The 13,095-nt window shown below is 65.9% G+C and carries 12 protein-coding genes and 2 pseudogenes; 4 read left to right on the top strand and 10 right to left on the bottom strand.

The window, feature by feature from the left end:
• The 9 genes from HMPREF3014_RS20540 to HMPREF3014_RS20500 all read right to left on the bottom strand — a co-directional run.
• Positions 1 to 455 (bottom strand): PFL_4669 family integrating conjugative element protein (locus tag HMPREF3014_RS20540; RefSeq protein WP_070734498.1); only part of this gene is annotated, 455 nt, incomplete at its 3' end.
• A gap of 308 nt (positions 456 to 763) precedes the next feature.
• On the bottom strand, positions 764 to 1,993 hold the full coding sequence (locus tag HMPREF3014_RS20535; RefSeq protein ID WP_006410660.1) for an STY4528 family pathogenicity island replication protein: 1,230 nt from the start codon (positions 1,991 to 1,993) through the stop codon (positions 764 to 766).
• 3 nt (positions 1,994 to 1,996) lie between these two features.
• Positions 1,997 to 2,557 carry a DUF2857 domain-containing protein gene (locus HMPREF3014_RS20530; protein ID WP_006410671.1) on the bottom strand — a complete coding sequence of 187 codons (561 nt, stop codon included), beginning with the start codon at positions 2,555 to 2,557 and terminating at the stop codon, positions 1,997 to 1,999.
• Positions 2,558 to 2,569: 12 nt separating this feature from the next.
• A complete protein-coding gene (locus HMPREF3014_RS20525) occupies positions 2,570 to 4,252 on the bottom strand; it encodes a ParB family protein (RefSeq protein ID WP_006410657.1) in 1,683 nt (560 codons plus the stop codon).
• Positions 4,245 to 4,502: a hypothetical protein gene (locus HMPREF3014_RS20520; RefSeq protein WP_003454921.1), complete on the bottom strand. Its 258-nt coding sequence runs from the start codon at positions 4,500 to 4,502 to the stop codon at positions 4,245 to 4,247. Before HMPREF3014_RS20520 ends, HMPREF3014_RS20525 begins: the two co-directional genes overlap by 8 nt.
• Positions 4,486 to 5,352, bottom strand: coding sequence for a ParA family protein (locus HMPREF3014_RS20515; RefSeq protein ID WP_006410655.1), 867 nt, complete (start codon positions 5,350 to 5,352; stop codon positions 4,486 to 4,488). Before HMPREF3014_RS20515 ends, HMPREF3014_RS20520 begins: the two co-directional genes overlap by 17 nt.
• A gap of 40 nt (positions 5,353 to 5,392) precedes the next feature.
• Positions 5,393 to 5,611, bottom strand: a complete 219-nt coding sequence (locus tag HMPREF3014_RS20510) for an AlpA family transcriptional regulator (RefSeq protein WP_006410661.1) — start codon at positions 5,609 to 5,611, stop codon at positions 5,393 to 5,395.
• Between the two features lie 141 nt (positions 5,612 to 5,752).
• Positions 5,753 to 6,511: a hypothetical protein gene (locus HMPREF3014_RS20505; protein ID WP_034016796.1), complete on the bottom strand. Its 759-nt coding sequence runs from the start codon at positions 6,509 to 6,511 to the stop codon at positions 5,753 to 5,755.
• Positions 6,512 to 7,050: 539 nt separating this feature from the next.
• Positions 7,051 to 7,959, bottom strand: coding sequence for a LysR family transcriptional regulator (locus HMPREF3014_RS20500; protein WP_006410652.1), 909 nt, complete (start codon positions 7,957 to 7,959; stop codon positions 7,051 to 7,053).
• 138 nt (positions 7,960 to 8,097) lie between these two features.
• Here HMPREF3014_RS20500 and HMPREF3014_RS35440 point away from each other — a divergent pair.
• Positions 8,098 to 8,561: pseudogene (locus tag HMPREF3014_RS35440) on the top strand (IS66 family transposase zinc-finger binding domain-containing protein); the annotation flags it as partial.
• 121 nt (positions 8,562 to 8,682) lie between these two features.
• On the opposite strand, the pseudogene HMPREF3014_RS35435 reads toward HMPREF3014_RS35440, so the two are convergent.
• Positions 8,683 to 8,916, bottom strand: a pseudogene (locus tag HMPREF3014_RS35435) (IS110 family transposase); the annotation flags it as partial.
• Positions 8,917 to 9,260: 344 nt separating this feature from the next.
• On the opposite strand from HMPREF3014_RS35435, the gene HMPREF3014_RS20480 reads away from it, so the two are divergent.
• The 3 genes from HMPREF3014_RS20480 to clpK all read left to right on the top strand — a co-directional run bounded on the left by HMPREF3014_RS20480 (position 9,261) and on the right by clpK (position 13,091).
• A complete protein-coding gene (locus HMPREF3014_RS20480) occupies positions 9,261 to 9,542 on the top strand; it encodes a helix-turn-helix domain-containing protein (protein ID WP_034016802.1) in 282 nt (93 codons plus the stop codon).
• A 35-nt stretch (positions 9,543 to 9,577) separates the two neighbouring features.
• Complete coding sequence (locus tag HMPREF3014_RS20475) at positions 9,578 to 10,147, top strand: Hsp20/alpha crystallin family protein (RefSeq protein WP_006410662.1); 570 nt, start codon at positions 9,578 to 9,580, stop codon at positions 10,145 to 10,147.
• 94 nt (positions 10,148 to 10,241) lie between these two features.
• Complete coding sequence (gene clpK, locus HMPREF3014_RS20470) at positions 10,242 to 13,091, top strand: heat shock survival AAA family ATPase ClpK (RefSeq protein ID WP_006410678.1); 2,850 nt, start codon at positions 10,242 to 10,244, stop codon at positions 13,089 to 13,091.
• Positions 13,092 to 13,095 lie beyond the last annotated feature (4 nt).

Below are 13,095 nucleotides of genomic sequence, written 5' to 3'. Positions count from 1 at the left end.
AGCGCGGTGTGGTGGGCGAGGATCAGCTTGCGGGCCAGGTCGTCGTAGTCGGCCAGCAGGTACACCGCCATGAAGCCGAGTTGCGCATTGACGAACAGCGGCAGCTTCACAGGCTGCACGTTCATGTTCTCGCCCAGCGACAGCGCGGGCGGCACGTCGGCCAGCGCCTGGTCCACCTGCTCACGCAGCGCCTGCAAGCTGGCCTTGGTCTGCGTCAGCTTGTCCTCGATGCGCAGCATCCAGAAGTCCGAGTAGGGGTCGTCCTGCTCGGCGCCGCGCTTCATCTTGTTCATCACGCTGATGTAGCCGTTCAGGCCGATGATCCCGGTCCGGCCCTCGGCGGGCGCTCGGCCATGCCAGATGCGTGAAGCGTGGTGGGTGTGCAGCGTCAGCGACATCGCGCTGCGCAGCGATCCGAGATTCAACTGCAGGGGCGGCTGGGATTCGTTGGCCATGATGACGACTCGCGGTAAGGGAACGAGCCGCCAGCATCGGCATCGCCCGGAAGGGCGTCAGTCAACAAACCGCAGCGGGTGCGTCCCCCGTTGTCGTCCCGGAAGGCCGTGTGTTCCGTCTATCCCCAGGGGATAGCTGCCGTCACGGGCGATGAAGACGCGACTGAGCCGGACGGCGCGGAAGGCGGCGTGTTCCATCTATCCCCTGGGAATAGGTCCGCACCGGGCTGCGACGATGTGACGCATGACAGCACCGAAGCCGATGGCTGGAAGGCTTCGTGTCCCAGCTATCCCCTGGGGATAGCTGCTCAGGAATCGCCGAGCGTCGAACGCAGTTTCGCCAGGTAGGCCCGCGCCGCCTCGCGGCCAGGGCCGTTCGGCGCAGGCGGTGGCGGTGCAGAGGGTGCGGGTGCGGCTGGACGTGGCGGCGTCGATGGCGAGCCGCCTTCGCCGGCCCAGGCCTTGAACTCGCCGCGGATGGCTTTCTGGATGATGCCGAACAGGTAGCCGGCCGGGTTGCGCACCGCGCTGTTGCGGCAGCGTGCATCCCATTCGTCCAGCACCGCCTGCCGCAGTGACTCGTCCACCTGCTGCAAGGCCACCAGCGCGCCGCTTTGTTGCTCGTCCTTCAGGCGCAACAGACGCTCGGGCAGGCGCAGGTGTTGCAGCGCCTTCGCGCGCGGTACTGTACGTACTTGATTTATACGATCCATACGTACAGTACGGTCCTCCTTCGGATTCCGAAGTGAGCCGTCTGGCGCGGGTTTCGGCCCAGCTTCGGATTCCGAAGACGTGGCTTCGAGATTCCGAAGCAGGCCGTCCTGGCCTTCTTCGGATTCGTGATCCACAGGGTCTTGTGGATAACTCGCATCAGCCCATTCGCTGCGTGTCATGCGCTGTGCCAGCACCTGCAGGCGCGTGGGCAGCGTGCGGCCGTTGAGCATCGGGTCTTCGGCGATCTCCCGCAGCGTGTTCATGCCGACGATCTGCACCGCCTTCGCGGCATGGGTCAGCGCCTGGCTGACCAGGCCCAGGTAGTCGGGGTCGAGCTGCATCGCCTCGAAGGGCGTCAGCGGCTCGTCGTGCAGGACATAAAGGTTGCCGAGGATGCGGCCGGTCTTCGGATCGCGGCGCCGCCGCACCAGGCTCAGCCAGCGCGTCAGCCGCAGCAGCGTCAAGGCGCGCGCCACGGTCTCGTGCGAGGCCTGCGCCGCGCAGGGCATCGAGGCGAGGTAGGGGCGAAGCTGGTCGTAGGTCGGGAAGGTCGTCACGCCGTCGTCGTTGAGCTGCAGGCGGAACACCTGCCAGGCATTGCGCTCCAGCGGCGTCAGGCGCCGATCGAGGAACAGCGCAAGCGGCACGCTCTCATGGCGGTTGCCGCTGTAGAGGAAGCCCTCGCTGGCCGGCGCAGCAGCTTGCGCCGTGGTCGTGCCGTGCCCGGCCGGCTGCGCGGGGGGCAACAGTTGCCGCAGCGCGTCGTCGAATAACGCGGACAGCGCAACGGGGCCATCGCGCCGTGGTGCGCCGCCCGTCGCCATGACCTACACCAGCCCCTGGTCGATCCAGTTGCGTATCGCCGCCCAGATCACCGACATCGGCAGGCTCAAGGTCTCGGCCAGGTCCATGGTCAGCGACAGCATCGCCACTTCGTCATCCAGCGCGATGCCGCGTTCGGCGATGCCGGCCTGCCAGTGCTTCCACAGCGCCGTGTCCTGCGCTTCGTCCAGCACCGGATGGCGCCCCTTGCGCTTGGGCAGTCCGAGAATGTCGCGGCGCAGGGCGACCTCCTGGTGTGTCAGGCCGTAGAACCGGCTCACCATCTCCGTGCTGGCGCCCAGGCGCAGCATCCGGTCCACCGTGGCGATCTCGCGCTCCACGTCATGCACCTGGCTTAGCAGCCGCTTCAGCACATCTCGGTTCACCGACACCGAGCACCAAGACACCGTGGCGTTGACCAGCATGCTCACGAGTTCGGGGTGCTTGAGCGCGTCCAGTTCCTCCTCGCCGAAGCCCATCGCCTTGCAGCGCCGCAGTTGCCCATTGCGCAGGTCGTGCAGCGCCTGTGCGATGACGGCCTGGTTGAGCGGATGCGGTGCCGACATGATGGCCTCCGCTCAGGCGCCGTGGCCGAGGTTGCTGGAGGCCGCGCCGGTCTCCAGATCCAGCAACCGGCGCGCCAGGCGCAGCAGCCGGAACAGCTTTACCAGCCCGGCATCGCTCAGGCGCGGATATGCGCCGCCGCCATGCAGCAAGGCCGCCAGGTCGTCGGCCAGCCGGGCGCCATCGAGGCCGGCTGCGGGTCGGGGCGCGGCGCATAGCGCATGCAGCAAGGTCAGCACCGCACGCGCGAACGGTGGCAATGCGCGCACCGCCGGGGGCGCCACGCAGACGAAGCCGATGCCGCCTTCGCTGGGCTCGACCTGCCCGGCCACGTCGGCTTCCTCGGCGATCTCGCGCGCGAACTGCGCGATGTGCATCCGCAGCCGATCCGGCACGTCCAGGCCGGGCTCGATGTACCAGACGTCCGAGATGGGGTAGAGCCCGCCCGCCTGCACGGGGATCGCGCGCAGCGCGTCGGCCTCGAAGTCGGGCAGCTTGTCGCCCATCTGATCGGCCACCATGCGCTGGATGGATTGCAGGCGTTCGGTGGTCGGCGCGGGCGACACGATATGACCCTGCAGGCGCTCGTCGCGCAGCCCGCCGTCCTGCTGCAAGCCCTCGGCGCCGACGGCCGGTGCAGCCAGGCCGGCGCCCGCCGGCGCGGAAGTACGAGGCTCCGACGACTGCACCGTAGGGCCTGCCGGCGACGAAGGCGGTGACGGTGGCCGCGGCGGCTCGGGTGCGGTCGGTGCCACAGGTCTTGCCGCCTGCGACGGCGCGGGATCGCTGGTCAACGCACGCTGGCGGCTCTCCGTGTCGTCGATCTCTAAGGCCAGCGTGTCGTAGTCCGCCTCCAGCAGCTCGGCCATCTGGCCGACCAGCTCGTCCTGCACCCGCTGCGGTGAGAAGTTGTCGGGCTGCGTGTCGAACTGCGCGAGCACGTCCTGGAACAGCGTAGCGAAGTCCATCGACAGGTTGCGTCCCAGGGCACGCCGCTCCCAGGTGCGTTCGCAGGCCTTGCGCAGCACTGCGAGCCGTTCAACCTGATGCCGGCCAAGCCCGCCGTACAGCAGCGTGGGGATCGCCGGCAGCAGGTAGTGCACGGCGTCCTGCATGCGGCTGATGTGCGACTGCGGCAGCGGGAAGCCATCGGCCGTAAGCCGCCGCGCCAGCTCGCTCTGCGACAGCGGCTGGCCGCTGTCCCGCCCCATTTCCTGCTCGTAGAACTCGCGCGCCTTCTCCACGCCCAAGGCCCGCTCGATGAAGCTGAGCCCGCCGCGCAACTCGTTCTCGGCCAGGTGCCCGGTCAGCATCACCACTTCGCCGCGCTGCGGCCACGGGCGGAACAGGCAGGGGATGCGGAAGAACCGTTCGTCTTTCGTCTCGCTCCACAGCTCGCGCAGGATCGCCAGGCGCGTGTTGCCGCCGTTGCGGATGATGTAGTGCGATTCGCCGGGCCGGCGCGTGATCGCGGGCGGCGCATCGAGCCCGCGTTCGCGGATCGAGGCCTTGATGTCCTCGTAGGCCGGGTTGCGCGTCACGCGCGGGTCGTGGTCGTAGGGGCGCAACTGGTCCAGCGTTACCACCATCGGCGTGTCGGCGATGGGGTCGCTCAGGGCCGCGACCGAAGGGCCGTTGCGCTCGAAGCCCGAGGCCAGCAGCTTGGCGGCCATGTCCTGCGGCGTCAGGTCAGCCACGGCCGTTCTCCTGAGATGCTGCAACACCCTGGGCCGCCTGCCGGTCGGCGCGGCGAAGCTGCGCACGGGCGTTCCGCTCGGCGCGGTGGTCGCTCGCCGTCGAGCTGGTGTAGATCGGCGCGCAGCCTTGCTTCGTGAACAGCAGGTGCCCGCCGCGGGTGCGCACCACCTTCCAACCTTCTCCCAGGGCGAACTCGATCAGCCCTCGCAGCCGCTTGTGGCCGCGGGCCAGGTCATGTGCGCTGGCCATGGCCGGCCCCTCCCGCGTCGCCTCGGCCGGTGACGAGCGCAAAGCGCTCCTGCCACGCCGGGAACAGCTCGCCGGCCAGCGCGCGCATGGTCTCCAATGCGGCGGGTGCCGTGCGGCCCGCCGGCTGGCGGTATTCCACCCGATGCACCGGCAGGCCGCGCGTCGCGGCGCGCGGATAGGCTTCGATCGCCGGCACGTCGGTGTCCAGCACGCGCACGCCAGGCTGCTCCTGGAATACCTGACGCAGCGCCTGCTGGATCAGCCGCGCATTGGACGACACCGGATGCACGCGGTTGATGAGCAGGTGCAGCGGCGGCGGCTCGATGCCGAGGTGGCGGTACGGCGCGATGTCCTCGATGAGTTGCAGCGTGCCGCGCCGCAGCTCGCGCGCCGCGAGGATTTCCGGCGTCACCGGCGACAGCGCCAAGTTCGAGGCCAGCACCGCCATCTCCAGCAGCACGCTGCGCGCGCCCTGGGTGTCGATGAGCAGCAGGTCGTAGCTCGGCGCCAGCGTGGGCAGCAGGTGGCGCAGCCGCAATCTGCCATCGGGCGCGTGCAGCAGCAGCGTGTTCAGCTCGCCGCGGTCGTCGTTCGAGAGCACCAGGTCAAGCCGCTCGAACGCGGTGCGCGACACCAGTTGCTCGGCGCGCTGCTCGTTGTAGGCCAGCATCTCGTAGATGCCGGCCGGCGCGCGCTCGGCCAGCGTGAAGTAGCTCGACAGCGTGGGCTGCACGTCCAGGTCCAGCAGCAGCACGCGCAGCCCGGCGTCGGCTGCGAAGCCGCCCAGGTTGGCCGCCGTCGTGGTCTTGCCGACGCCGCCCTTGGTCGAAATGATGGACACCACCTGCATGGGCTTCTCCCGGTTGAATGGCATGTACCGAGGAAAAGCGTCAGGCGCGCTCATTGAGGCGATCGGCGATCCATTGCTCGACCTCCGCCGAGTCCCAGCCCACGGCGCGCACGCCCAGGCGCAGCGCCTTGGGGAACTTGCCTTCTTTCATCAGGCTGTAGATGTGCGCGCGCTTGAAGCCGGTTTTGGCCTCGACTTCGGCGCGACGCAGGATGCGGTGCTCGGCCGGCACTGCCGGCGCGGTGGTCTGCGAAGACATGAGAGACACTCCTTGACGCTCACTAGCGCTGTTCGGAAAGTGCCTCGTATTCAATACACCACAGTCGCCGAAATCACTGCAATTGCAGAAGCAGCGACTGCAATTGCAGTGCGCCGCATCGGCATCATGCTGGCCGCGTCGTCAGCGCGACTCCTCCAGGTGGCGCCGCGCCTGCGCGAGCTTGCTCCACAGCGTCCGCTCGCTGAGACCTGGCCGCCCCTCATGGTGTGCGATCAGCGCGCTGACCACGGCATCCATGCTGCGGAACGACGAATAGGCCGCGCCTGACGGCGAATTGCCCAGCAGCAGCGTCAGCAGTCCGCCTATGATGTTGAGGTAAGTCGTCTCGCTGCGCAGGCCAGGCTCGCGCGCCTGTTCGTCGTTGGCCGCGCGCGTGGCATGTTCCTTCGCCAGTGCTTCGTGCGCGGTGCGCAGCGTTTCATGCACCAGGGCAAGTTCGGCAAGTTGCGACTTCGCTGCTTCGCGATCGGCCAGCAGGATGTTGAGCGTGTCCACACTCACCGCCGGATGCACCGCGCGTTCGATGCCGTCAAACAAAAACCCCGGCCGATCGCCGGGGTAGAACTGCGACATCCACGCTTTCAAGTCCACGTGGCGCACGGTCAACTCGGGGTCGTCGAGCGCCGGCCGCTGCGAGTCCAGCACGATGCCGGCCTTGCCACCGGGCAATTCGCCATGCGTCAGCGCGTCGAAGATGCGCTCGGCATACAGGCGCAGCAGCGGCCAGCGCGGGAATTCGCCGGGCTCCGGCATGGCACGCTGCGCCAGCGCTTCCAGAATACGCTGCTCGAAGCGCAGGAGACCGCACCAGCGGACGGCCGCCTCGATCGGTCGGTAGTACGTCTTTGCGCCAAAGGCGTGGCTGCTCGATTTCGGCATATCGCGCTCTTCCCATCGTCGGATCGACACATGGCAAGCGCGCGCGGCCCACATGGGCGCAGCGATTGCCCAAAGAACCCGATGAAGCGCGAGCCGGTCGGCATCGTGGTGGACGTTGGGTGCGGCGATGTCGCCGAGCGTTGCGCAGGGGGCAAACCTCCTTGCGGTGCCCGCTACACCTCCACCATAATGCACCTGCGAAAAATCTTGTTACCGGCGCAACGGTTTGAAAAGCCGCGCATCCAAGTTCGATCAGGAAGGGATGCCGCGCTTTACCGGAAAACCAGGGCAAAGTTTTCGTAGGAAAACGGGCGGGGTAAAGCGCCAATGCGTCTTCCGGCTGAGCCGGTTTGCATCCAGCAAAGGCTCATGCGTTCTGCGTCACTGCAGTGACCTCGACAGCTTGAAGGTGCCTTGCGTGATGCCGGGTGGATAGGCCCGATTCGCCATCCATGCCCGTGACGCAAAAGGTCGGCCGCCGATGCAATTCGGGTCAAGGTCCAGACCGAAAAGGAATCGTACCGTCCAAAATCCCCGCGTCACATCGGGCGTTGATCGGTGCCTTGCGGGCGTCCGACACGATCCACGCGGTCGATGAACTGCCGCAGCGGCTCCATGATTTCGCCTTCGGGTCGCAGTAGATAGGTCGTCAGCGAAGCGGTCTCGTCGGCCAGCGGCCGCACGACGACATCGGCCTGATGGCAACCCGCCAGATGCGCCGCGCTCGAAAAGCCCACGCCGTAGCCGGCGGCCACGAGGGCCAGCATCAGGGAATGGGTCTTGACGTACTCGGCTACCGTCGGCTGCGCATCCACCGTGCGGAGCAGCCGTTCGCGCTGCCGGCTGCAACCTTCGCAGACCTGGGGATCGCACAGCACCAGCGGATAGCTCGCCACTTCCTCCAGCGGCACTTCCTTGAAAGCCAGCAGCGGATGCCTGGCGGGCAAAGCCAGCACCAGCGGGTCTCGCCACACCGGCATGGCGACGACGCCGGCGTCCATTTCACCAGCCAATGCAAAACCTGCGTCATACAAGTCGTTGCGCAGTCCAGTCACCAACTGCGCCAGTGGCGCTTCAAATATCCGAATGCCGACCTGTGGTGCCTCCTCGCGGCAAAGCGCAAGCAACGCCGACAAGCGGGCCTGCCCCATGTCACCCGATAGTGCAATGCGCAGCGTGTTCCGCTGGTTCGCTGCGGCGCGTGCCTTGGTCTGCGCTTGCTCGAAGGCCAGCAGTACGCGCCGGGCTTCTTCGAGGAAGACCTGTCCCGCCGGTGTGAGACGAACACTGCGTGGCAAGCGGTTGAGCAGCGGCACCCCTAAATCCGCCTCCATCTGGCGGATCGTGCGCGACAGTGGAGACTGTTCGATGTGCAGCCGTCGAGCAGCCCGGCCGAAGTGCAGTTCCTCGGCTACGGCGATGAAGCAGCGAAGATGGCGTAAGTTCATGCTTTCTCCCTACCGATGTGATCAGTCCATATCATCGTAGGGAGCCGAATAGTGCGGAGGATTCACCTCTGTATCGAGATGAGAGCCATCCTGGGGGGGATGCTCGGATGCTTTTCGCCCATGTCAGCGCCTACGGCGAAGCTCTCGTTCGAGATCGCCCAGCTGCGACGCCTGAAGTTCGGCAAGAAGAGCGAGCAGTGGGCTGCTGCCGGTTTCATGGACACCTTGTTAAGGTCGATGCCGAACAACGCGCGCTGTTCGACAAGGCTCTGGACGCCTACATTGCCTCGGCCGAGGCGCAGCATCAAGAACTGCTGAGCAAGACGAAGCCGCCGGCTACGCATGGCGCGGTGCCGAAGCGCACCGCCTTGCCGGCGGACTACCGCGCGTGGACCGCCACCACGAGCCCGAGAACACCCGCTGCGCGTGCGGCTGTGCGCTCAAGCGCATCAGCGAGAAGCTGGACTACACGCCGGGCGTGTTCACGGTCGAGTGCCACATCCGCGGCAAGTGGACCTGCGCACAGGTGCCGAACGCTGACCCAGGCGCCGGTCCCGGCGGAGATCATCGCCAAGGGCATCCCCACCTCCGGGCTGCTCGCGTAGGTGCTGGTCGCAAAGGACTCCGACCATCTGCCGCTTACATGGTCGTCCCTAGGCAAGCAGGAATCAGCTGCGTGAGTGAATCGGGAGGTTTGCGTAGCTGATGGCTGGTCAGCAGCGTCTGCGCCGGCGGCTTCACCGGCACGAAGCGCATGTGCGGGCGGGTCGCCGCCTCGCAGATCGCTGCGGCATCGGCCGCACCGTTCTTGCGTCCCTTGCCGGCCATGCGGTAGGGCGTGACGAAGTGGCCTGCAATCAGCCGCGCATCCAGCCCATAGCCGCGCAACTTGCGTGCCCAGTGATGCGCACCGCCGCAGGCCTCCAGGGCCACCAGGCAGCCGGGAGGCAGCTGCGCGCACCAGGCCGCAAACTTGTCAGCGGCCAGCGCCTTGGCAACCACCACGCGCGCATCCACCGCATGCACCTAGATAACCCGCTTGGCCAGATCCACCCCGACTCGGGCAATCTCGTTCATGGACTTCCCCTTTCACATGGCTGCAGATTGATGACTTGGGGAGCACCATCGCGGTGGCAGCCAACATTTGTTTCCTGGCTGCTTACGATTGAGTCACATCAATCGGCCAGCAGATCGCTGGATGTTGACTCTTGACTTTCGGCATGTTAGGCGCAATATCTTGCAAAGTCTTGCAAGAATTTCCTCAGGCGAGGCCGCGTGACGACGGAACTTGTGGGGGTGGTATGACAGCGCGCCAGCTGGCGATCTTCACACTCGACGAGTTGGCTGCCTACTTGAAAGTCGGCAAGCGGACGCTTTACCGGCTCGCCTCGCACGGGGAGATTCCGGCCTTCAAGGTCGGCGGGACGTGGCGGTTTCGTCAAAGTGAAATCGATCGATGGATCAATGATCAGATCCAAGCAGGCAGAAAGAAGGAGGTGATACGCACAGATGAGCAGCCAAGGTCAGCGGAACACTCCGTGTCGTCTGGGCGCGCTGTCCGTCGCCGCAGGCAAACGGAGTGAGCGAGAGTCTTCAATTTTTCTTCTGGAGGTGTGACATGGACATTGACTTCAAGAAATTGGCTCCCTGGAACTGGTTCAAAAAGGAGCAGGAAGAACAACAGAGCACCGCCTCGCTGCCGGTGCAGCGCAATGACCTGCCGGCGGCAGGCGGGCCGGTCAGCCCCATCCTGCAATTGCATCGCGAGATCGATCGCCTGTTCGACGAAGCGTTTCGAGGCTTCGGTTTCCCGGCGCTGGCCTTGCCGCGCTGGCCGGCGGACTGGCCGGGCATGCTGAAGCCGGCGCTGGACATCCAGGAAACAGACAAGCAGTACACGATCGCCCTGGAAGTACCCGGCGTCGAGGAAAAGGACATTCAGATCACGCTCGATAACGATGTGTTGCTGGTGCGCGGTGAAAAGCGTCAGGAGCAGGAAACCAAAGACGGTGGTTTCCACCGGGTGGAGCGCTCCTACGGCAGCTTTCAGCGCGCTCTGAACCTGCCGGCCGATGCCAACCAGGACACGATCAAGGCCGCTTTCAAGAACGGCGTGCTCACGATCACGATGGACAAGCGCGAGGCCAGTACGCCCAAGCAGGGGCGCTCGATCCCGATCAATGGCTGACGCCCACCTGCTAGTCCTTTGCAAAAAACCAAGTGAAGGGCGAGGCGCCTTGATCTGCGGTGCCTCGCCCAGTTAACCCTCCCGGAGTATCAGCATGGCCAGAAAACAATGCCAAGTCTGCGGCCAACCCGCCACGGTGCGGGTGGAAGCCAATCTCAATGGTCGCCACAGCACCATGCTGTTGTGTGACGATCACTATCGCCAACTGGCGCGCCAGCAAAAGCGCACCGTCTCGCCGCTGGAGGCTCTGTTTGGCTCGCGCAGCGGTTTGTTCGAAGACTTCCTCGGCAGCGACTTCTTCCGCATCGGTGACGATGCACCGTCCGTGGCGGCTGATGCCGACGAAGTGGTCGATGCGTCTTTCGGCGAATCCGCTCCCGCAACGGCGGGCACGGCGCGCCGCCGCGGCAGTGGGCTGGCCAGCCGTATCAGCGAACAGTCTGAGGCCCTGTTGCAGGAAGCCGCCAAACATGCTGCCGAGTTCGGCCGGCCCGAAGTCGATACCGAACACCTGCTGCTGGCGCTGACCGGCAGCGACGTGGTCAAGACCATCTTAGGGCAGTTCAAGATCAAGGTCGATGACCTCAAGCGGCAGATTGAATCCGAAGCCAAGCGTGGCGACAAGCCGTTCGAAGGCGAGATCGGCGTGTCGCCACGTGTCAAGGATGCGCTCAGCCGTGCCTTCGTGGCCTCCAACGAGTTGAGTCATTCCTATGTGGGGCCAGAGCACTTTCTGATCGGCCTGGCCGAAGAAGGCGAAGGCTTGGCAGCCAACCTGCTGCGCCGCTACGGGCTCACGCCGCAGGCGCTGCGCCAGCAGGTGAGCAAGGTGGTCGGCAAGGGGGCCGAGGACGGCCGTGCCGAGACGCCGACCAATACGCCGGAACTCGACAAGTATTCGCGCGACCTCACCAAGATGGCGCGCGAGGGCAAGCTCGATCCGGTCATCGGCCGCGCGCAGGAGATCGAGACGACCATCGAAGTGCTGGCCCGGCGCAAGAAGAACAACCCGGTGCTGATCGGCGAACCCGGCGTCGGCAAGACCGCCATCGTCGAAGGGCTGGCGCAGCGCATGGTCGCAGGCGAAGTGCCCGAAACGCTGCGTGACAAGCGCCTGGTCGAACTCAACATCAATGCCATGGTGGCCGGCGCCAAGTACCGCGGCGAGTTCGAGGAGCGCGTGCAGAAGGTGCTCAAGGAAGTGACCGAGCACCAGGGGGAGCTGATTCTCTTCATCGACGAAGTGCACACCATCGTCGGTGCCGGCCAAGGTGGCGGCGAAGGCGGGCTGGACGTGGCCAACGTCTTCAAGCCGATGATGGCGCGCGGCGAGCTGAACCTGATCGGCGCCACCACGCTCAACGAGTATCAGAAGTACATCGAAAAGGATGCCGCGCTGGAGCGTCGCTTCCAGCCGGTGATGGTGCCCGAGCCGACGGTAGCGCAGACCATGATGATTTTGCGCGGCCTGCGCGACACCTTCGAGGCGCACCACAAGGTCAGCATCACCGAGGATGCGATCATCGCCGCCGCCGAGTTGTCCGACCGTTACATCACCGCGCGCTTTTTGCCCGACAAGGCCATCGACCTGCTCGACCAGGCGGCCGCACGCGTGAAGCTGTCGGCCACGGCGCGCCCGGTGGCGGTGCAAGAGCTGGAGTCCGAACTGCATCAGTTGCGGCGTGAGCAGGACTATGTGGCTTCGCGCAAGCAGTACGACAAGGCTGCCGAGCTCGGCAAGCGCATCGAGGCCAAAGAGGCCGAACTCAAGAAGCTCGTCGAGGATTGGGAGCGCGAGCGCGCCTCGGGCAGCGCCGAGGTCAAGGCAGAGCACGTGGCGCAGATCGTCTCGCGGCTGACCGGCATCCCGGTCAACGAGCTGACGGTGGAAGAACGCGAGAAGCTGCTGCATCTGGAACAGCGGCTGCATGAGCGCCTGGTGGGACAGGACGAAGCAGTACGTGCCGTGGCCGATGCCGTGCGGCTGTCGCGCGCAGGCCTGCGCGAAGGCAGCAAGCCAGTGGCCACCTTCCTGTTCCTCGGGCCGACGGGTGTGGGCAAGACCGAACTCGCCAAGGCACTGGCCGAGTCCATCTATGGCGATGAGGGCGCGCTGCTGCGCATCGACATGTCCGAGTACGGTGAACGCCATACCGTGGCACGCCTGGTGGGCGCGCCTCCGGGTTATGTGGGCTACGACGAGGGCGGCCAGCTCACCGAGAAGGTGCGCCGCAAGCCCTACAGCGTGTTGCTGCTCGACGAGATCGAAAAGGCGCACCCCGACGTCTACAACATCCTGCTGCAGGTGTTCGACGACGGCCGCCTCACCGACGGCAAGGGCCGGGTGGTGGATTTCACCAACACCATCATCATCGCCACCTCGAATCTGGGCTCGGACATCATCCAGCGTCGGCTCAAGGCGCGTGGTGCCGCCGGCGAGGAGTATGAAAAGACCAAGACGGAGGTGATGGACGTGCTGCGCGGGCATTTCCGCCCCGAGTTCCTCAACCGCATCGATGAAATCATCGTCTTCCATGCGCTGGGCAAGGAGGAGATCCGCCATATCGTCGGCCTGCAGCTCGATCGCGTGGCGCGCAACGCCGCCAGCCAGGGCGTGACGCTGGCCTTCGATCAGACCTTGATCGATCACTTCGCGGAGGAAGGCTACAAACCCGAGTTCGGCGCGCGCGAGCTCAAGCGGCTGATCCGCAGCGAGCTGGAAACCGCTCTGGCGCGCGAGATGCTGGGTGGCGGTATCGGCAAGGCCGATCACGCCAGCGCACGCTGGGACGACAAGGCCGAACGCGTCGTCTTCGAGCGCAAGGAGCCACCCGCGCAGCCGGCCGAGCCTGAAAAGCCCGATGCCGCGAACGTGGCCGAGGCACCGCCGAACGGCGAGAGCAAGGCTACGCGCAAGAAGAAGCCGGCGGGCGGCGAATCTTGAGCGA

It is taken from the genome of Pseudomonas sp. HMSC065H01, from assembly GCF_001815235.1.
Classification (GTDB): Bacteria; Pseudomonadota; Gammaproteobacteria; order Pseudomonadales; family Pseudomonadaceae; genus Pseudomonas; species Pseudomonas aeruginosa.
Note: the sequence above shows the minus strand (reverse complement) of the source record. Positions and strands in the feature narration are given on the sequence as shown.